Annotated in this window: 14 protein-coding genes; 11 read left to right on the forward strand and 3 right to left on the reverse strand. The window is 43.4% G+C overall.

From position 1 onward, the window contains the following. Positions 1–181: 181 nt before the first annotated feature. From ftsE to FNK51_RS06425, 5 genes are all read left to right on the forward strand, one after another. Complete coding sequence (gene ftsE, locus FNK51_RS06405) at positions 182–868, forward strand: cell division ATP-binding protein FtsE (RefSeq protein ID WP_076368273.1); 687 nt, start codon at positions 182–184, stop codon at positions 866–868. Continuing rightward, positions 858–1,751, forward strand: coding sequence for a permease-like cell division protein FtsX (gene ftsX, locus FNK51_RS06410; protein ID WP_141992801.1), 894 nt, complete (start codon positions 858–860; stop codon positions 1,749–1,751). Before ftsE ends, ftsX begins: the two co-directional genes overlap by 11 nt. A gap of 91 nt (positions 1,752–1,842) precedes the next feature. Then, positions 1,843–3,225 carry a murein hydrolase activator EnvC family protein gene (locus FNK51_RS06415; protein WP_141992802.1) on the forward strand — a complete coding sequence of 461 codons (1,383 nt, stop codon included), beginning with the start codon at positions 1,843–1,845 and terminating at the stop codon, positions 3,223–3,225. 141 nt (positions 3,226–3,366) lie between these two features. Beyond that, positions 3,367–4,791, forward strand: a complete 1,425-nt coding sequence (locus FNK51_RS06420) for a S41 family peptidase (protein WP_141992803.1) — start codon at positions 3,367–3,369, stop codon at positions 4,789–4,791. A 214-nt stretch (positions 4,792–5,005) separates the two neighbouring features. Next, positions 5,006–6,199, forward strand: coding sequence for a PDZ domain-containing protein (locus FNK51_RS06425; protein ID WP_141992804.1), 1,194 nt, complete (start codon positions 5,006–5,008; stop codon positions 6,197–6,199). Positions 6,200–6,306: 107 nt separating this feature from the next. On the opposite strand, the gene FNK51_RS06430 is transcribed toward FNK51_RS06425, so the two are convergent. Further along, entirely contained in the window at positions 6,307–7,296 is a 990-nt protein-coding gene (locus tag FNK51_RS06430; protein ID WP_141992805.1) for an ABC transporter substrate-binding protein, read from the reverse strand. A gap of 180 nt (positions 7,297–7,476) precedes the next feature. On the opposite strand from FNK51_RS06430, the gene FNK51_RS06435 reads away from it, so the two are divergent. Both FNK51_RS06435 and FNK51_RS06440 read left to right on the forward strand, forming a co-directional pair. Next, a complete protein-coding gene (locus tag FNK51_RS06435) occupies positions 7,477–8,481 on the forward strand; it encodes a FecCD family ABC transporter permease (RefSeq protein WP_098371568.1) in 1,005 nt (334 codons plus the stop codon). After that, positions 8,478–9,533 carry a FecCD family ABC transporter permease gene (locus FNK51_RS06440; RefSeq protein WP_098371567.1) on the forward strand — a complete coding sequence of 352 codons (1,056 nt, stop codon included), beginning with the start codon at positions 8,478–8,480 and terminating at the stop codon, positions 9,531–9,533. Before FNK51_RS06435 ends, FNK51_RS06440 begins: the two co-directional genes overlap by 4 nt. A 56-nt stretch (positions 9,534–9,589) precedes the next feature. Here the strand turns inward: FNK51_RS06440 and FNK51_RS06445 are convergent, their stop codons facing one another. Beyond that, complete coding sequence (locus tag FNK51_RS06445; RefSeq protein ID WP_098371566.1) at positions 9,590–10,123, reverse strand: YceI family protein; 534 nt, start codon at positions 10,121–10,123, stop codon at positions 9,590–9,592. 439 nt (positions 10,124–10,562) lie between these two features. Continuing rightward, positions 10,563–12,785, reverse strand: a complete 2,223-nt coding sequence (locus tag FNK51_RS06450; protein ID WP_483296113.1) for an MMPL family transporter — start codon at positions 12,783–12,785, stop codon at positions 10,563–10,565. 280 nt (positions 12,786–13,065) lie between these two features. On the opposite strand from FNK51_RS06450, the gene FNK51_RS06455 reads away from it, so the two are divergent. From FNK51_RS06455 to uvrA, 4 genes are all read left to right on the forward strand, one after another. Beyond that, positions 13,066–14,649, forward strand: a complete 1,584-nt coding sequence (locus FNK51_RS06455) for a catalase (protein ID WP_098371665.1) — start codon at positions 13,066–13,068, stop codon at positions 14,647–14,649. Between the two features lie 189 nt (positions 14,650–14,838). Then, the gene (locus FNK51_RS06460) at positions 14,839–15,069 is read left to right on the forward strand and encodes a CsbA family protein (RefSeq protein ID WP_034309928.1); all 231 of its coding nucleotides are present in this window, start codon (positions 14,839–14,841) and stop codon (positions 15,067–15,069) included. 219 nt (positions 15,070–15,288) lie between these two features. Continuing rightward, a complete protein-coding gene (gene uvrB / locus FNK51_RS06465) occupies positions 15,289–17,274 on the forward strand; it encodes an excinuclease ABC subunit UvrB (protein ID WP_141992806.1) in 1,986 nt (661 codons plus the stop codon). Between the two features lie 6 nt (positions 17,275–17,280). Continuing rightward, the gene (gene uvrA, locus FNK51_RS06470; RefSeq protein ID WP_141992807.1) at positions 17,281–20,160 is read left to right on the forward strand and encodes an excinuclease ABC subunit UvrA; all 2,880 of its coding nucleotides are present in this window, start codon (positions 17,281–17,283) and stop codon (positions 20,158–20,160) included. Positions 20,161–20,670: the final 510 nt, after the last annotated feature.

Here is a 20,670-nt window from a genome sequence, read left to right on the forward strand (position 1 = left end):
AGATGTTGATATATGTCTAACTGAAATGAAACTGTAATATTTTTTATGCTTAATTTGACAAAATATGATGTTATAATGTTTCTGTGCTCAAGTAAGAGAGATTCCTGTCAGATTTCAGTGAAAATTGTCGAAAAAGCTGTTGGTACATAGTGATAATCCAAGCAAATTAGGTGGTTTTAGAATGATAGAAATGATAGATGTGAAAAAGACATATCCAAATGGCGTAATTGCCATTAATGGAATCAATGTGAAAATAAAGGCAGGCGAGTTCGTTTATGTAGTGGGTCCGAGCGGTGCCGGAAAATCGACCTTCATCAAAATGATGTATAGGGAAGAAAAGCCTACAAGCGGTAATATCTTGGTCAATGGCCTTAGCCTGCCAAGTATCCGCAATTCGAAAGTTCCTCTATTCCGCCGTAATATCGGTATGGTATTCCAAGATTTTAAACTCCTTCAAACATTCACTGCATATGAAAATGTTGCTTTTGCCATGGAAGTTATTGAAAAGGAACCAGAAGAAATCAAAAAGAGAGTCATGGAAGTTCTCGATCTGGTTGGCATTAAACATAAAGCGAGGATGCTTCCTTCAGAGTTATCCGGTGGGGAGCAGCAAAGGGTTGCAATAGCCCGTTCGATCGTCAATGACCCTAAGGTAGTCATAGCCGACGAGCCTACAGGTAATCTTGATCCCGAAACATCATGGGAAATCATGAACATATTTGAAGAAATTAATAAACGCGGAACTACGCTTGTCATGGCCACTCATAATAGGGACATCGTCAACAATATTAAACGACGTGTCATTGCCATTGAAAGTGGAAAAATAGTACGCGATGAACATCGAGGTGATTACGGATATGAAATTTAGAACATTGCTCCGTCACTTCCGTGAAAGTTTTAAAAATATTGGCCGTAATGGATGGATGACGTTTGCTTCAGTCAGTGCAGTAACGGTCACTCTAACATTGGTTGGCGTCTTTTTAGTGCTCATGATGAATTTAAATCATATCGCGGGAAATGTGGAGAAAGATGTCGAAGTTCGGGCACATATTGATAATGCGGCGAATGATGACGATATAAAAGCTATCGGTAAGCAAATTACGGAGATGCACGGCATTGAATCAGTGATTTTCTCTCCAAAAGATGAAGAGCTTACTAATTTAATAGATGATTTAGGAGATAATGGTGATGCTTTTAAACCATTTGAACAAGATAACCCATTAAGGGACGTTTATGTCATCAAAACGAAATCCCCGCAAGATGTCATCAAGGTGGCAAAAAAGATCGAAGGTTTGGAGTATATCCAAAGTGTTAAATATGGACAAGGCTACGTCGAGAAACTATTCAGCTTTGTTAATATTGCTAGAAACATAGGAATCGTTCTTATTGTAGGCTTACTATTTACTGCAATGTTCCTGATTTCGAATACGATTAAAATTACCATTGTAGCCAGAAGAAAAGAAATTGAGATCATGAGGTTGGTAGGGGCGACGAATACGTTCATCCGTTGGCCATTCTTCTTGGAGGGTCTCTGGTTGGGAATCCTCGGTTCCATCATTCCGATAGGTCTGATAGCAGTATTCTACTACAATCTATATAAATATGCAGCACCGCAAATCACGTTCAAATTCATAGATTTCCTGCCTGCAAATCCATTTATTTATCAAGTTTCGGCCATCCTCATCGTAATTGGTGCCGTTATCGGGATATGGGGCAGCTTGATGTCCGTCAGGAAGTTCTTGAAAGTATAAAAGTGTATCTTTACTCGAAAGCCAAAAGAAGCCAGACATAGAGAGACGTTACAAGGCATGGATGTAACGGGTTGAAAGGGGAAATGAAACGTTGAAAAAAAATATCATTGCCATGAATGCCTCCATCATGATCGGGTTGGGAAGCATTCTAGCGGCACCTTCGGTGTATGCTGAGTCGATTTCGAATTTAGAAAAACAGAAAGAATCCATCCAGGATAAACGTTCGGGTGTTGAATCGAATATTTCCGAAACGGAAAAGAAAATCGATAACCTGCAGGATAAGCAAATGACAGCAGAAGATCAAATCGCTGCCATTGAAGCGAAAATTGCCGAGTCTGCAAAAAAGATCGATGCTAAAAATGCTGAAATTACTCAAACGAAAAAAGAGATCGAGGCATTGAAAGAAGAGATTAAAGTATTAAAAGAGCGGATCGCCAAACGTAATGAAGTATTGAAGGAAAGGGCCCTTTCTTTCCAAGAGACTGGCGGGGACGTGAACTACCTTGAAGTATTATTCGGATCATCCAGTTTTGGGGATTTAGTTGACCGTGTCGGAGCTGTAGCGACAATCGCTGAAGCCGACCGCGATATTTTAAAGCAGCATGAGCTGGATAAAAAGGATCTGGAAGAAAAGCAAAAAGCCGTAGAAACGAAGCTAGCCAGTTTAGAAGTGGCAAAAGCTGAACTATTGGAAATTCAAAAGCAGCAAAAACAGCAGAAGCAAGAAAAGGATGCTTTGGTTAAGAAATTAAAGCAACAAACTAAAAAGCATGAAGACGAGAAGATGGGTCTAGAGGAAGAGAAAGCGAATCTTGCCGCCCAAGAAAAAGCGATCAAATCAGCCATCAGCTTAGAGCATCAACGTCTTGCTGAATTGGAAGCAGCTCGTAAAAAAGCGGCAGCTGAAGCGAAAAAACGTGCAGAGCAAGAAGCTGCGCAAGCGGCAGCACAAGCATCACAGGCAACCGAAACAAAAAAACAATCCACTTCTTCAGGATATAGTGCAAAAAGCAACAGCTCATCATCATCATCTTCACAATCTTCGTCTAATGTAAGTCAAGCGCCAGCTGTATCATCTGGTACTTTCACTAGACCTAGTGCAGGATATGTATCTTCAACAATGGGTGAACGTTGGAATAAACAGCATGCCGGCATCGATATAGCTGCTAGCGGAACGGTTCCAGTTGTAGCGGCAGCCGACGGAGTCGTAAGCCGTTCTTACTTCTCAAGTACATACGGTAACGTCGTCTTCGTTACCCATTCAATCGGAGGTCAGCAATGGACTACTGTGTATGCACACTTAAGTTCTAGACAAGTAGGCGAAGGTGCTGTAGTTGCCAAAGGTCAACAAGTTGGCATCATGGGTAACACAGGACATTCCTTCGGTCAGCATTTACACTTTGAGCTACATAAAGGCCCATGGAATTATAGCAAGTCAAATGCTGTTAATCCATTAAACTATATAAATATTTAATACCCAATATATCAATGGAAAAACAGACAAGGATAAATTCCTTGTCTGTTTTTTTGTGTGGGGTCACCATTTTCTATAAGCATATTCTTTCCATTCCCTTCATATAGTGAAATACATATCAGGTCAGAAATGGGGATAAATATGGTCAAAAAATGGGTACTTCCTCTAGCAATCATCATGTCACTAGCCATTGGAGCAGTGGGGGGCATATATTGGACAAGCCTTCCGGCCAAGAATGAAGCAATGGATGAAAGCCAAGAAATATCAAAGGATAAGGAATGGGCAAAAGTTGAACAAGCCTACGGTTTGATCGTAAGCCAGTATGTGGAACAAGTGGACGGTTCCAAACTGGTCGAGGGTGCCATCCAAGGCATGCTGTCAGCGTTGAAAGATCCTTATTCCGTATATATGGACAAGGAGACCGCTAAGCAATTCAATGAAACCCTGGACTCCTCTTTTGAAGGGATTGGGACTGAAATCGGAATGGAAGATGGTAAGGTCATCATTGTTTCTCCTTACAAAGATTCTCCTGCTGAAAAAGCAGGATTAAAGCCGAAAGATCAAATCCTTAAGGTGAATGGCGAGAGTGTGGAAGGTTTCGATCTGTATGAGACACGCCTGAAAATCCGTGGCGAAAAAGGATCACCCGTCAAAATGGAAATAAAGCGGGCCGGGGTGGACAATCCGCTAGAATTCAATATGGTGCGTGCCGAAATCCCGTTGGATACCGTATTTTCATCAATTAAGGAAGTCACCGGAGAACAAATCGGTTATATCGAGTTGACCACATTCTCGGAAAATACTGCGACTGATTTCAAAAAGCAGTTGAAGGAGCTGGAAAAGCAGGGGATCAAGGGCTTGGTCATAGATGTACGCGGCAATCCAGGCGGTCTGCTTTCCAGTGTGGAAATGATTCTTGGCGAGTTTATCACGAAAGACAAACCCTATTTGCAAATTGCGGAAAGAACGGGGGAAACACAATCGTTTTTTACAAGCCTTAAGAAAGCGAAAGGTTATCCCATTGCCGTCTTGACGGATAAAGGCAGCGCCTCAGCCTCGGAAATCCTGGCTGGCGCTATGCAAGAGGCGGGAGACTATCCATTGGTCGGTGAGAAGACCTTCGGGAAAGGTACAGTACAGCAAGCTGTACCAATGGGTGATGGCAGTAAGATTAAACTTACGTTATATAAGTGGCTGACGCCTTCAGGGAACTGGATCCATAAAAAAGGGATCGAACCGACAATCAAAGTGAAACAACCGGAGTATTTTGATGCACATCAGCTGGCCGTTGAGAAGGTGTTGCAGCGGGATATGAATGATGAACAAATCCAGTATGCCCAAAGCATTCTGAAAGGACTTGGATTTGAACCGGGTCGTGAGGATGGATATTATGATTGGAGTACAGAAATCGCAGTAAAGGCATTCCAAAAACAATTTGGCCTGGATGTGACTGGTAAACTGGACGCTAAAACCGCAGCACATCTGGAATCCGCCATTCTGGATAAGATCCAGGATGAAGATAATGATATTCAGTTACGCACGGCTTTGAATTATTTAGTGAAATAAATTGATCGCACCGTTCCCCTTGGAGCGGTGCCTCTTTTGCATTTGATCGAGCCCCGCCTGCGAACATGAAGGCAGTATGGGGGAAACTTAAGATAAAGCTACTTTTTCTGCATCTTAATAGGCATGAAGGTTACATTTTTGATAGAATAGGAGGTAACTGACCAGAACGAAATTTGACAAAATTTTAATTACTTTTGAGGATGGTGGAAAGAAATTGACAACGGATTGGCTGACTGCATGCTTAATGGGATTAGGAAAACTCTTCCTTCATCCTTTGCTTTATGTTTCGATTGCCTATTGTTTATTCATCGGCTATCTTCGCGTTAAACGGGAACGCCATGATTTCAATACGAAGATTTACAGTTTTTCCATGGAGCTGCGTTCCATGTTACCTCAAGGATTGATATGGGGATTGATCCTTTCCTTCGTCACGCTGGCTACTGGACTAGCCATTCCTTTGGCGGCTCTGTTCATCATGGCAGTGGTTACAGTTTTGTCCATGCTATCCATGAAAAAGAGGTTTGTTTCCCCCGTTTACACAGTGGGACTCACCTTCTTTATCCTTTTCTTTTTATATGATAGTGATATCCAGCTGACTTTATTTCAGGATGCCTTTAATCAGCTGGATCGGTCCGTATATCCGACACTTGTTATTTTGATAGGGTTATTCCTCATTGCTGAAGGGTTTTTGATTGCTGGCAATGGAAGTGAAAAGGTCTCTCCTCAGTTGGAGGTATCCAAGAGGGGGCAGCCGATAGGTGTGTATGTTTCACAGCGAATCTGGCTAATTCCCATGTTCGTTATGATTCCTGGAGGACAACTTCCAGTGCCTTTCGAATGGTATCCGGTTTTTTCAATCGGGGACATGTCCCTATCGCCGATCGTATTGCCCATTTTAATCGGCTTTAAGCAAAAAGTTCATGGGACGCTTCCGGAACTGGCCATTAGGGCGCAAGGCAAAAAGGTAGGAGCATTGGGAATTGTGATTACGATATTGGCGGCAGTTGGTTACTGGTACCCACCATTGGCAATCATAACGGCTGTTTTAGCAATCCTTGGTCGTGAATTCCTGCACTATACCCAAAAGGCAATGGATCAAAAGCTTCGTTTTTATTTTTCGAAAAGTAAGCTGGGTGTCCAGATCTTAGGCGTTATCCCTCAATCTCCGGCAGATAAAATGGGCTTGCAAAAAGGCGAGGTCATTTCGAAAATAAATGGGGTCGTCGTCAGGGAAGAAGAAGAGTTATACAGGGCGCTCCAAATAAACCGGGCACATTGCAAGCTTGAGGTCATCGATAATAATGAACAGATACGTTTTGTGCAAAGAGCTCTTTTTGACGGGGAGCATTACGAATTGGGCATCTTGTTCGTAGATGATCAATTAAAGGAAAGCGGACAAGTGGGTTAAAGTCACAAATGACACAGCAGCAGTTCGCATGAATGTAAAATAAAACGGCCTTTCTCGAATTCTATATCGAGAAAGGCCGTTTTCAGTAGGATCGCAATCCTAATTTATTACTTTTCAAGCATGATTTTTTCTATATCGTCCAGCATTTTATTAGCTGCAATTACCCCGCCAGCTGTATTCCAAGTAGCGTCGCTAACCTCATAAGCTTTTCCATTTTTAACTGCATCAAGGTTTTTCCAAAGTGGATCATTAGTCCATTCTTTTGCTGTGCTTAGGGCCTGTTTGTCCCCTTCAGGAGCGTACGTGAAGTAGAAGAGAATATCTCCATCCATTTTAGGGATGACTTCTTTCCCAACCTCAATGGCAAGGTTACCTAATTTATTGTCTGCAGTGAAAAGTTCCTTCTGTTGTTCTGCACGTTTAAATCCTAATTGATCGAAAATCACTCCAGAGAATGAATCTGTGTAATAAATACGAGTAGTTCCAGCCATGAAACGAACAATGGAAACTTCTTGATTTACTTTATCACCCAATTTAGCTTTAAGATCTTCTGTGTGTTTATCGAATTCTGCAATTACGTCGTTCCCTTTATCTTCAAGGTTAACGGCTTTTGCATATAGTTTAAAGTTTTCTTTCCAATCTCCTCTAAGCGTTTCCGAAAAGACGGTAGGGGCGATTGCACTTAATTTATCATATACAGCCTCTTGGCGTATCTTGCTTCCGATAATCAAGTCAGGCTTCAGTGATGCGATTTTTTCTAAGTTAACTTCATGTTCAACCCCAACAACTTCGACCCCATCCATATCATCTTTAATATGGTCGTACCAAGGGTCACCAAGCCATGATTGAACGGCACCAACAGGTTTAATTCCTAAAGCAAGCAATGCCTCAGTACCTTCATTTGTTAAAACGACCACTCTTTTAGGCGTTTCTTTCAACTCGGTAGTGCCCATGGCATGCTCAATTGTGTAACTTTTATCTTCTTTCTTGTCTTCAGCTTTATTTCCATCGGCTTTATCATCCGAATTCCCGCAAGCTGCTAGAAGGAAGACTGCAAATATTGTAAAAATCGTTAATAATGACTTAAATCTAAACATCTATGTATCCCTCCCAATTTTTCAGCAAATGATAATCATTCGCACTTAACAGCATCATCATAAAATGAATATACTTTTCTGTCAATATATAAATGAAAATGATTCTCAAATTCGTTGACATAATCCCATTACCACCAGTAAAATATTACTATACAAACGTGATTGGAAAGGTAACTGGATATGTTATTAAAATATACATGGCAGAAATGGATGGGGCTGTTCATTACCATTATTTTGCTGCTGTTTTTACTGTGCTCAAGCATTGTATACGGTTATACAGATACAACCTGGAAAATGGCCATCGATGCTTTTACCCATTTCAATGGGACCAATGAACACATTGTCATTCAATCAGTAAGACTTCCGCGTGCCCTGATCGCTTCGGCAATTGGTGCAAGTTTAGCCATCTCGGGGGTTTTGATGCAAACGCTAACTAAAAACCCCCTGGCCTCTCCAGATATATTCGGGGTCAACGCCGGGGCGGGATTGGCGGTTGTCACTGGGGTCACCGTTTTTGGGATAAGCAATCTTCAAGTATTCACATGGCTGTCATTCATAGGGGCGGCCATAGCCGCGATAAGCATATATATGATTGGAAGCATGGGACGCGGCGGCTTGACACCGATGAAGCTGACATTGGCTGGTGCAGCCATGACGGCCATGGTAGCTTCACTTACACAAGGTCTTCTTGTTTCCAATGAGGCACTATTAGATCAAGTTTTGTTCTGGCTTGCTGGATCGGTTTCCGGCAGAAGTTTAGACAATTTAATTGCCGTCCTGCCTTATCTTGTCGTAGGTTGGGGCCTTGCCTTAATCATGTCCGGTAAAATGAATGTGTTATCAATGGGTGAAGATGTTGCAAAAGGCCTTGGACTGAATATAGTTTTCCTTAAACTGGTCCTGGGGCTGGCAATCATACTGCTCGCTGGCGGATCAGTGGCGGTTGCGGGTCCGATTGGCTTTATAGGAATCGTCGTTCCGCATCTTACCCGTTCTATAGTTGGCATCGATCATCGCTGGTTGATTCCGTTCTCTGGACTTTTCGGGGCGGTGCTTTTGATTGCAGCCGACGTCATATCCAGGTATATCCTGATGCCTCGAGAAGTTCCGGTTGGAGTCATGACAGCCATAATCGGGACCCCATTCTTTATTTACATAGCTAGAAAGGGGTTCAGCGGCCGATGAAGTCATATAAGAGCTTTCGTTTATTTAATGAAAAAATATCATTCTTGATGGATAAAAAAGCTATGATCGTGATTTTCATATTATTTTTAGTCACTTCACTAGTGTTTGTGATCAGTACTGGAGTGGGTGAAATGAATATAAATCCGTTAAGTGTCCTCCAGGTCTTTATCGGAGGGGGGACGGAGAGCGATCGGCTTATTATCCAATCTTTCCGCCTGCCTAGAATAATTGTTGCCCTGTTAGTAGGGATGGGCCTTGCAGTAGCAGGAGGGATCCTTCAAGGGATGATTCGAAATCCGCTTGCTTCGCCGGATATCTTGGGGATAACAGGAGGAGCGACTGTAGCGGTCGTTGGATTCCTGGCCATTTTTAGCGATAAGAATCATTCTTTAACGGTGAGCATCAATTGGCTGCCGTTAGCTGCATTCATTGGGGCGACGGTCGTGGCCTTTCTTGTTTATTCTTTAGCCTGGAAAAATGGAGTTCCCCCGATAAGGCTTGTGTTGATCGGGATTGGGGTGATGGCTTTAATGAAGGCACTCACTACGATGATGATGATTCTTGGCCCAGTCTATCAAGCGAGCCAGGCCAACCTTTGGATCACGGGGTCAGTGTCTAACTCCACCTGGAATAATATCGCTGTACTGGCACCATGGACGATTCTATTCCTGTTAATAGCCTTCCTGTATGCCAGGAATATTAATTTACAGGAGCTAGGCGATGACCTTGCAACGGGGCTTGGGGGACATGTCCAAAAACAGCGGTTTGCATTATTGATGATCAGCACGGCCTTGATTGGTGGTTCCACGGCATTTGCCGGCGGAATAGGATTTGTGGGATTAATGGCACCCCACATGGCCAGAAGGCTGGTTGGCTCGAGTTTTGGAGTGTTACTGCCCACTTCAGCTTTGCTTGGTGGCATCCTGGTTATGGTGGCGGATTTAATTGGACGGACCTTATTCTCACCTTTGGAAATACCGGCTGGTGTCTTCACAGCGAGCATCGGGGCACCATACTTCATTTATTTACTATATAAAACGAGGAATTCGTAAATCCGATAAATGTAGAAAGCAGCAGTCATCCTAGGGATGGCTGCTGCTTCTTTTCATTAAGCTTCTTTAGCTGCTTCGATTTCAATGGTAAGCGTGATTTGATCGCCGATCAGTACGCCGCCTGTTTCTAATGCCGCGTTATAGGTTAGCCCATAATCACTGCGTTTGACTTTCCCTTTTCCGCTAAATCCAGCTTTTTCATTTCCCCATGGATCTTTCCCTTGGCCTTCGAAGGTGATGCTGAAAGTTTCTTCTTGTGTGATTCCATTAAGAGTCACATTTCCGGTTACATCGTATTCATCTTCATCCGTCTTCACGATTTTTGTTGATTTGAATGTTAAAGTAGGATTGTTTTCTACATCAAAGAAGTCAGCGGAACGCAAGTGATTATCCCGGTCTGCATTGCGTGTGTCAATACTGGCCACATCAACGGTAAAATCGATTTCTGCAGTTGTTAGATCCAATGGGTTTGCTAGAATGCTTGCATCGAACTTATTAAAACTTCCTTTTACTTTTGCGATCATCATATGTTTTACGGAAAATTCAATAGCACTGTGAGTCGGGTCGACTGTCCATTTTGTATTTGTCATGTTTATTCCTCCTGATTATTAATCTTGAATTTATATATCTTTAATTTGAGATATCTTAACTTAATGTAATTATAAGAGGTGGAAGCAATAGTGTCAACTGAAAGTTTTCCTTAATTTTGAAAACATGAAAAACCCTGTGCATTTTATTGGGCACAGGGTTTTCAGACTGTAGACAAACTCGATGAAAATCAAGTTTGTCTCAGTTTTTATGAAGGTTTATAAAACCTCGAACGTCGATTTCCACTCCAGGCACTCGCTTTCCGCGGGCGGTCCGGGAGCCTCCTCGGCGCGCTTTTCCCGCAAGAGTCTCGCACCTTCCGTTCCAATCAACTTTGTTTTAAAATTTTAGGTAAAACCCTTTTGTCTACAAACTCAAACCCTGTGCATTTATGGAGCACAGGGTTTTCTCTTAGAAAGGAGAATAAAGCTGACACCTTAATTAATTGACATGTTCTTTCTCTTCTTGATTGGTCACTTTACTCGGCCAAAAAGCACGGCGGCCAAGTAGGGCGGTGATTGCAGGAACAAGGAACGGGCGCACAATGAATGTGTCCATTAACACACCAAGAGCAGTAATGAGCCCGAATTGAACCAATACTTGAATCGGAAGTGTGGCTAGAACGGAAAAAGTCGCTGCCAAGATTATTCCGGCCGAAGTGATGACACCGCTTGTTTCGGCAACGCCCTTTCTGATGGCCTGCTTGATTGGCATCGTTTCTTTCTTACGCCAAATGCTTGAAACCATGAAAATGTTATAATCCTCTCCAAGCGCAACCAGGAATACGAAAGAATAAAGTGGAATTGTCCCCTCTATGGCATCGACACCCATGAAATAGTGCAGGATTATCCAACCTAAGCCCATTGCTGCAAAGAATGAGAGAATGACTGTCCCCATTAAATACACCATGGCTGACACAGATCGCAAGTAGGCTAAGAGGAGCAGGGAAATCAGGACGATGATGATCGGGATGATCATGAACTCATCGGATTTTACGGTATCCTTTTTATCGAATTGCGTCGCAGTTTGCCCGCCAATCCAAACCTTTTCGTCAACGGAAGATATATTGGCGGCCTTCAATTCTTTCTCCGCCATTGTGCGGATTTCCGGAATGGAATCAATGGCCTCGATAGCATATGGGTTCAAGTTGAATGTGACCTCATAGGATTGCAGATCTTTATTGGATTTACTTGTGACTGGATCGGAAACACTTTCAACAATATTCATCCTCTCTAATGCCGGCGCTAAATCGATATCTTCACCATCCGTATCGATAACCACTGTGGCTGGTGCCAGTTCGCCCGGTGAGTACGAGTCGGAAATGACAGAATAGCCTTCACGGGAGTTCATATCTTCAGGGAAGGAAGAGAGAATATCATATGAATATTTTATTTGTGAAGAATATCCAGCTAAAACACTGAAGATGATCAGGCATGTAAGAATGACAGTCCATGGCTTGGTCGTGACGATATGACCAATCCATTTACCGATGCGGCCATCTTTATGCTTTTTGACGGCTTTTCCCTTTTTCTTAGCCCGTGCTTCTTCCATTTCAGGAGTACGCGGAACGATCGGGAAGAAGGAAGCCCTTCCGAATACAGAAAGCAATGCCGGTACAAGTGTTAAAGCTGCCAGCATCATGATTAAAATGGACAAGCTGAATGGTACAGCGAAACGGTGGTAGGCTCCGTATTTGGCTACAAGCAATGTTAGCAGGGAGATGACGATCGTAAGTCCGCTCATCGCAATGGCGCCTGATGAATCTTTAAATGCGGCGATCATGGCTTTCCGTTTGCTTTCATGATTCCTTAATTCACTTCTGTAGTGAGAAATTAAAAATAGACAATAATCCGTTCCGGCACCGAATAATAATACGGTCATGATTGAAATTGCCTGTGAATCGACTGTAATCCAACCATGGTCTGCCATGAATCCAAGAATAGGGCTCGTGACAATATAGGCGAAGCCTACTCCGATTAGAGGAATGATGGCTAAAAGCGGGGAGCGGTAAATGAGTAATAAGACGACAAGTACAAGTATTATTGTCGCTAATAGCAATTTGAAATCAGCACCTGAAAATAAACCGGTTGCATCGACGGATATCCCTACAGGGCCTGTCACTCGAAGGGATAATTCATCTGAATCTGTCGGGACCTTGAATGGGTCCGATCCAATGCGTTCCGATACTTGCTCATTAATGCTTTCAAGATTTTTTTCGAGAATTTCAGTCTCGGTCTTTTCTTTGAAGAAAAGCGGCTGTACGAAAGTCGTTCCATTTTCTGAAACCGATCCTTGAAGAGCAGGCAACGGAATTTCATGAAGCGGCGGTGAAAAAGATTGCTGTGTCAATGGGTTATCTGTCAGTTCTTTGGAAAGGTACTGGATTTCAGCCAAGTCGGCCTCTGTCAGTCCACTTTCCCGATGCCATGTAAGGAGGGCAGGTAATCCAGAGGATTTTGGAAACTCTTCTTTAATAAGTTCATCAGCCATGACAGAAGGTGAGTCTTCGGGCAAGTCTGCGGCATTATTTGCTGTTCGATCATTTACGGCAGGCAATGTGAAGGTTAATGCGATTGCTGCAATTATCCATACAGCAATGACAACCCAACGACCGGTTTTTCCAGTCATCATCCTGCCAAGTCTTCCTAAAATTGATTCGTCCAATGAAGGCACCCCGCTTTTTGAATTTTTTATCCTTAGTTCATTATAATGGAGCGCTGTTGTCATATACAAAAATGGGTATGCTTCCTCCATGTTTCTACTAAATGCTTCAAAGCTTACTTATCATTATATGATTTACACCAGTTGTTAATGGCATAAACATATGATCAGGGATATATAGGGGGAATTTAACTAATTTCAATTAAGTTTGAAGATTGAAGAGTGAAATATAGGGAAAAGGGGAAAGTATAGTAGTATTGTGGCTTTTATTAACAGAGGAGGGATATTTTTGTCTGATAAATCCAAAAAACCAAATGATGAATCGAAAGAAACATTAACGAACAGGCAAGGGCACCCGGTAACGAATAACCAGAGTCTTAGAACTGTAGGAAACAGAGGACCTAGTACACTTGAGAACTATGATTTCCTGGAAAAAATCAGCCACTTCGATAGGGAGCGTATCCCTGAACGGGTGGTGCACGCCCGTGGTGCAGGTGCACATGGTTATTTCGTTCCGACCGGTAAAGCGGGGGAAGAGCCTATTTCAAAATATACGAGAGCGAAGGTTTTTCAGGAAGAAGGTAAAAAAACCCCGGTATTCGTGAGGTTTTCATCTGTTATTCATGGAGGGACGTCCCCGGAAACGTTACGTGATCCCAGGGGATTTGCGGTTAAATTTTATACGGAGGATGGAAACTGGGATCTTGTAGGCAATAACCTGAAAATTTTCTTTATCCGTGATGCCATGAAATTCCCGGATTTGATTCATGCCTTCAAACCCGATCCGGTCACGAACATTCAGGACGGCAGGAGGATTTTCGATTTTTGCTCGAGCTCACCTGAAACATTCCATATGATTACCTTTGTGTTTTCCCCATGGGGCATTCCAGCTAACTACCGCATGATGCAAGGGTCAGGGGTCAATACCTATAAATGGGTCAATGAGGAAGGGAAAGCGGTGCTTGTCAAGTATCATTGGGAACCGAAACAAGGGATCAAGAACCTGACACAGCAAGAGGCAAATGAAATTCAAGCTACGAATTTCAATCATGCCACACAGGATCTATATGAAGCGATCGAACGCGGGGACTATCCTGAATGGGATCTCAACGTACAGATCATGAGTGATGATGATCATCCTGAGTTGGATTTTGATCCGCTGGATGATACGAAAATCTGGCCGAAAGATGAGTTCCCATGGCTGCATGTCGGTACGATGGTTTTGAATAAAAACCCTGAAGACTATTTCACTGAAGTCGAACAGGCTGCATTCGGCACCGGTGTCCTAGTGGATGGACTGGACTTTTCTGATGACAAGATGTTACAGGGACGTACATTCTCTTATTCCGATACACAGCGCCACCGTGTTGGTGCGAATTATCTGCAATTGCCGATTAATGCTCCAAAGAAACCAACAGCCACGAATCAGACTGGCGGACAGATGCAATATGAAGTTGGCAGAGGCAGCCAAAGCCCCCACATCAACTACGAACCATCAACTGTCGGCGGCTTGAAAGAAGCCAAGCAGACGGGCAAGGAGTATACACCTATGGTGGAAGGGAAACTTGTTCGTGAGACAATCGATCGCCAAAACAATACGAAACAGGCTGGTGAAACATTCCGTGAATTCGAGGATTGGGAAAAAGACGATTTAATTTCCAATTTAGTGGCGGCATTGGCTCCTGCCGACAAGCGCATTCAGGAAAAAATGATAGCTCTTGCCGAAGAGGCCGATGAAGAGTATGGCCGCAGATTGAAAGAGGGACTGGCCGCGGCTTCTGAACATACGGACTCTTCAAAACCTCTGGGTGGGACGGATAACCCTGAGGACGCCGTTAGAAAAGGACATGAAGCGGATCCATATTGAGTGGGCTGAAAAGAAGCAAACTTCCCTTTAAAGGGGTTTGCCTCTTTTTTTTATGGGCATAATTGGAGGATATGTGGAATGCTCTTCTGATGATGCCTTGAAAATCAAGTAGGAAATTGATTGGCAAAAAACTTGATAATCATTTAAACTGAAACTACTCTATTTTTCTCTTATAAAGGAGATGAAAAAATGATTAAAATTCTTTCTGCCCTTTTCCTTCCTTGTCTTCTTGTCATGCTATTTTCAAGAGTCACCTATAACAATGTCGTGGGCCTTGTTTTAACTGTTGCCTTGATTACAGCTTCTGCATATAAAGGTTATACGCATACAAACTTATTGATCATCGTCGATGCCTTATCCCTGACAGTGGGATTTTGGTTATCAAAAAGAATGATGAAACGTACATCCAAGAGCGCCTGACACTAAAGGTGCTTTTTTTGTACTCAAACATGTCATTCCCCTCAACACATCATGAAGTCCATAAAACAAAAAATAGAATGGATGTTCGCTTATTGCTGGTTTGTTTTAAGGCTAATGTGGTAGAATGTGTATATATGCTTTATTAAACCGGAATAAATAGAAGGGATATAGGCATGTCCCGTTTTCATATAAAAATATTTCAATAGGAGGCTATGCTTGGTGAAGGATAAGTTTGAGTTAGTCTCAAAATACTCTCCTCAAGGAGATCAACCGGCAGCGATTGAAATGCTGGTCGAAGGGATTAAGGAAGGCAAGGAAATGCAGACGCTATTGGGGGCAACGGGGACAGGGAAAACGTTCACCGTTTCCAATGTGATTCAAAGAATCAATAAACCGACTCTTGTCATTGCCCACAATAAAACGTTGGCAGGGCAGCTTTACAGTGAGTTCAAAGAGTTCTTCCCTAATAATGCCGTTGAATACTTCGTTAGCTATTATGATTACTACCAGCCAGAGGCTTATGTTCCATCCACGGATACATTCATCGAAAAAGATGCAAGCATCAATGATGAAATCGATAAACTGCGTCACTCGGCAACCTCATCTTTGTTCGAAAGGAAAGATGTCATCATCATTGCCAGTGTTTCGTGCATATATGGGCTCGGTTCCCCTGAAGAGTACCGGGAGATGGTTGTTTCCCTCCGAACAGGCATGGAAATAGACCGGAATGCCTTGCTGCACAGACTCGTGGATATTCAATATGAGAGGAATGATATTGCTTTCCAACGTGGGACCTTCCGCGTTCGCGGCGACGTGGTCGAAATTTTCCCGGCTTCACGTGATGAACATTGCGTACGGGTCGAGTTTTTCGGGGATGAGATTGACCGCATCCGTGAAGTCGATGCCCTGACTGGTGAAATTACTGGTGAAAGGGAACATATCGCGATTTTCCCGGCTTCCCACTTCGTAACCCGCGAAGAGAAAATGCGGATAGCCATTCAAAATATCGAAACGGAACTGGAAGAGCGATTGAAGGAATTAAGGGAAGATGAAAAACTCCTTGAAGCACAGCGCTTGGAGCAGCGGACCCGTTATGATTTGGAAATGATGCGGGAAATGGGCTTTTGTTCAGGGATCGAGAACTATTCCCGCCATTTAACCCTTCGTCCCTCAGGTGCGACACCATACACTTTAATGGATTACTTTCCAGAGGACTTCCTATTGGTCGTGGACGAATCACACGTAACCCTTTCGCAAATCCGCGGAATGTTCAATGGAGATCAGGCGCGGAAGCAAGTGCTCGTCGATCATGGCTTCCGTCTGCCGTCTGCAAAAGATAACCGCCCGCTAAGATTTGAAGAATTTGAAAAAAAGGTACATCAATCCATATTCGTTTCTGCAACTCCGGGACCATATGAACTCGAACATACGCCAGAAATGGTTCAGCAGATCATCCGTCCTACCGGATTGCTGGATCCGATGGTAGAAGTGCGGCCGATTGAAGGGCAGATAGATGACATGATCGGTGAAATACAGGAGCGCGTCAAAAAGAACGAGCGTGTGCTCATTACGACCTTGACGAAAAAGATGTCCGAAGATTTAACTGATTATTTAAAGGAAATCGGCATCAAGGTCCAATATCTTCATTCGGAAGTGAAGACCTTGGAAAGGATAGAAATCATCCGGGAACTTCGAATGGGCAAATATGATGTACTCGTTGGAATCAACCTTTTAAGGGAAGGCCTGGATATACCGGAAGTGTCGTTGGTGACCATTCTGGATGCCGATAAGGAAGGGTTCCTTCGCTCGGAACGTTCGCTTATTCAAACAATGGGCCGTGCAGCCCGTAATGCCAACGGTCACGTCATCATGTATGCAGACCGCATCACGAATTCGATGGAACTTGCCATCAATGAAACGAGGCGGCGCCGTGAAATCCAGGAAGATTATAATAAAGAGCATGGAATAATGCCTCAAACCATTCAAAAGGATATCCGTGACTCCATAAGGGCGACTCGTGTAGCCGAAGAAGGCGAAGAGTATAAAGAAGACCTTGCACCAAGCCTCGCGAAGCTCCCTAAAAAAGAGCGTTTAAAAGTGATGGAGAGCATGGAAAAAGAAATGAAGGAAGCGGCAAAGGCACTGGATTTCGAGCGAGCTGCCGAGCTGCGTGATTTATTACTAGAGTTGAAAGCGGAAGGGTGACGAACCATGGCAATGGATAAAATTGTGATAAAAGGCGCCAGGGCCAACAATTTAAAGAATATTGATATCACGATACCGAGAGACAAACTTGTTGTACTGACCGGATTATCCGGATCTGGAAAGTCTTCCTTGGCTTTTGATACGATTTATGCAGAAGGGCAAAGACGTTATGTAGAATCACTGTCCGCTTATGCTCGTCAATTCTTAGGCCAAGTGGATAAACCGGATGTCGATGCGATCGAAGGTTTGTCACCAGCCATTTCCATAGACCAGAAAACGACCAGTCGAAATCCTCGTTCAACCGTAGGGACTGTTACGGAGATCTATGATTATTTAAGGCTGTTATTTGCACGGGTCGGCAGGCCGACCTGTCCGATCCATAATATTGAAATCACCTCACAAACGATTGAGCAAATGGTGGACCGCATTCTTGATTATCCTGAGCGAACCAAGCTTCAGGTATTGGCACCGCTTGTCTCGGGCAGAAAAGGGACACATGCAAAAGTCTTGGAGGAAGTTAAGAAACAAGGATATGTCCGCATTCGTGTGAATGGGGAAATGCATGATCTCAGCGAGGAGATCACTCTCGAAAAGAATAAAAAGCATTCAATTGAAGTCATCATAGACCGGATCGTCATTAAAGAGGGTATCATGGCGCGGCTCGCAGATTCATTGGAAAGTGCTTTGCAGCTTGGCGAAGGCAAAGTCATCATTGACGTCATGGGTGAGGAAGAGCTGCTGTTCAGTGAACATCATGCTTGTCCATACTGCGGATTTTCGATTGAAGAGTTAGAGCCGAGAATGTTCTCCTTCAATAGCCCATTTGGGGCATGCCCAGATTGTGATGGCTTGGGGGCGAGGCTTGAGGTGGACCGTGATCTGGTCATCCCGAATAACGAATTAAGCCTCCGCCAACATGCGATTGCACCATGGGAGCCGACGAGTTCTCAATATTATCCGCAGCTCCTTGAAGCGGTAGCCAACCATTATGGGATAGATATGGATGTGCCCGTTAAAGATTTACCGGAAGAGAAGATGGATAAGGTCTTGCTTGGTTCAGGTAAAGATAAGATTTATTTCCGCTATAAAAATGATTTTGGAAGAGTGCAAGAAGGATATATTCCTTTTGAAGGAGTGTTAAGAAACATCGAAAGGCGCTTCAAGGAGACGAGTTCAGACTATATTCGTGAGCAAATGCAGAAATATATGTCAGAACATCACTGTCCGACCTGTAAGGGTCATCGATTAAAAAAAGAGAGTCTTTCCGTGCTCATTCAAGGGGTCCATATAAGTGAAACGACAGCTTTATCAGTGGAAGATGCGTTAGTATTTTTCGATGAGCTTGATTTGACTGAAAAGGAAGCTGCAATTGCGAGATTGATTTTACGTGAAATTCGTGAGCGGCTCGGTTTCCTGGCTAATGTAGGTTTGGAATATTTGACGTTGAGCAGGGCAGCGGGAACATTATCAGGCGGTGAAGCGCAGCGTATACGATTGGCTACGCAGATCGGTTCCCGATTGACGGGAGTACTCTATATTTTGGATGAACCTTCAATAGGGCTGCATCAGAGGGATAACGATCGATTGATCGAAACATTGAAGAATATGCGCGAAATCGGGAACACCCTGATTGTTGTCGAGCATGATGAAGATACGATGATTGCTGCGGACTATTTGATTGATGTTGGTCCTGGAGCAGGAGCGCATGGAGGGGAAATAGTGGCCGCTGGTACTCCGGAAGAGGTCATGAATAACCCTAAATCCTTAACGGGCCAATATTTAGCAGGGAAGAAATTCATTCCATTGCCATTGGAACGCCGGAAAAATGATGGCCGTGTCATTGAAATAAAAGGTGCCAAGGAAAATAATTTGAAAAACGTTAATGTGAAATTCCCACTTGGAGTCTTTACAGCCGTTACAGGAGTCTCTGGATCAGGGAAAAGTACATTAGTGAATGAGATCCTCCATAAATCGTTGGCTCAAAAGCTGAATAGGGCAAAAGCCAGACCAGGCGATTTCCGTGAGATCAAGGGAATTGAGCATTTAGATAAAGTCATTGATATTGATCAATCACCGATCGGCAGAACCCCACGATCGAATCCAGCTACCTACACGGGTGTATTCGATGATGTTCGTGATGTATTTGCCTCGACTAACGAAGCGAAAATCCGCGGTTATAAAAAAGGAAGGTTCAGTTTCAATGTGAAGGGCGGCCGTTGTGAAGCATGCCGAGGTGATGGCATTATCAAGATTGAAATGCATTTTCTTCCAGATGTCTATGTCCCATGTGAAATCTGTCATGGGAAACGTTATAACCGAGAAACTCTTGAAGTGAAATATAAAGGGAAAAACATTTCCGACATCCTCGATATGACAGTTGAGGAAGGCGTTAGTTTCTTTGAAAATATCCCAAAAATCAAACGGAAGCTACAAACGATTTATGATGTTGGTTTGGGTTATATCAAGCTTGGACAGCCTGCTACCACTTTATCAGGCGGTGAAGCGCAAAGGGTGAAACTTGCTTCTGAATTGCATCGCCGTTCCACTGGGCGCTCCTTTTATATCTTGGATGAACCAACTACCGGACTTCATGTCCACGATATAGCAAGGCTGCTCCAGGTTCTGCAGCGGCTGGTTGACAATGGGGATACAGTTCTGGTGATCGAGCATAATCTGGATGTCATCAAGACGGCGGACCATATTATTGACCTGGGACCGGAAGGCGGAGATAAGGGCGGAACAATCGTCACTTATGGAACACCTGAAAAAATATGTGAAGTTTCCGAATCGTATACGGGAAAATACTTAAAACCTGTACTTACCCGTGATCAAATTCGTATGGAAAATTGGATTGAAGAAAAAGAAACTCAGCATGAACATGCTTAAAAGAACAAGCCATCAGGCTTGTTTCTGTTTGTAGAAAAAAGGGGGTTCGGAACGGTCTCATTCCGAACCATCATTAAAAAAAAGACTAGATTATCCTTCATGTTTTTTTACTGTAATCCATTGGATTGAAGAAATTTGCGACACTCCTGCCGAATAACTGGCTAGCCAAGACCCCACAGGCGCTTGCGTCGAGGAGGCTTGGCGGACAGTCGGCGGAAAGGGAGCGGATTTCTGAAATCAATTGGAATGGTTATTATAAAAAACTGTAGGCAAACCGGCTTTTCTTAGAACCTGTCTACAATCAGAGGTTCGGAACGTCATCCCGAGCCATGATTTTAAGATAAGACTAGATTATCCTTCATGTTTTTTTACTGTAATCCTTATTGGATTGAAGAAATTTGCGACACTCCTGCCGAATAACTGGCTAGCCAAGACCCCACAGGCGCTTGCGTCGAGGAGGCTTGGCAGACAGTCGGCGGAAAGGGAGCGGATTTCTGAAATCAATTGGAA

This window comes from Bacillus sp. B4EP4a, assembly GCF_006680105.1.
Taxonomy (GTDB): domain Bacteria; phylum Bacillota; class Bacilli; order Bacillales; family DSM-1321; genus Peribacillus; species Peribacillus simplex_E.

What these genes read in the sequence shown, in the direction of transcription:
- ftsE (WP_076368273.1), top strand. Translation starts at nt 182, where the DNA reads ATGATAGAAATGATAGATGTGAAAAAGACATATCCAAATGGCGTAATT.
- ftsX (WP_141992801.1), top strand. Translation starts at nt 858, where the DNA reads ATGAAATTTAGAACATTGCTCCGTCACTTCCGTGAAAGTTTTAAAAAT.
- FNK51_RS06420 (WP_141992803.1), top strand. Translation starts at nt 3,367, where the DNA reads ATGGTCAAAAAATGGGTACTTCCTCTAGCAATCATCATGTCACTAGCC.
- FNK51_RS06430 (WP_141992805.1), bottom strand. Translation starts at nt 7,296, where the DNA reads ATGTTTAGATTTAAGTCATTATTAACGATTTTTACAATATTTGCAGTC.
- FNK51_RS06435 (WP_098371568.1), top strand. Translation starts at nt 7,477, where the DNA reads ATGTTATTAAAATATACATGGCAGAAATGGATGGGGCTGTTCATTACC.
- FNK51_RS06440 (WP_098371567.1), top strand. Translation starts at nt 8,478, where the DNA reads ATGAAGTCATATAAGAGCTTTCGTTTATTTAATGAAAAAATATCATTC.
- FNK51_RS06445 (WP_098371566.1), bottom strand. Translation starts at nt 10,123, where the DNA reads ATGACAAATACAAAATGGACAGTCGACCCGACTCACAGTGCTATTGAA.
- FNK51_RS06460 (WP_034309928.1), top strand. Translation starts at nt 14,839, where the DNA reads ATGATTAAAATTCTTTCTGCCCTTTTCCTTCCTTGTCTTCTTGTCATG.
- uvrA (WP_141992807.1), top strand. Translation starts at nt 17,281, where the DNA reads ATGGCAATGGATAAAATTGTGATAAAAGGCGCCAGGGCCAACAATTTA.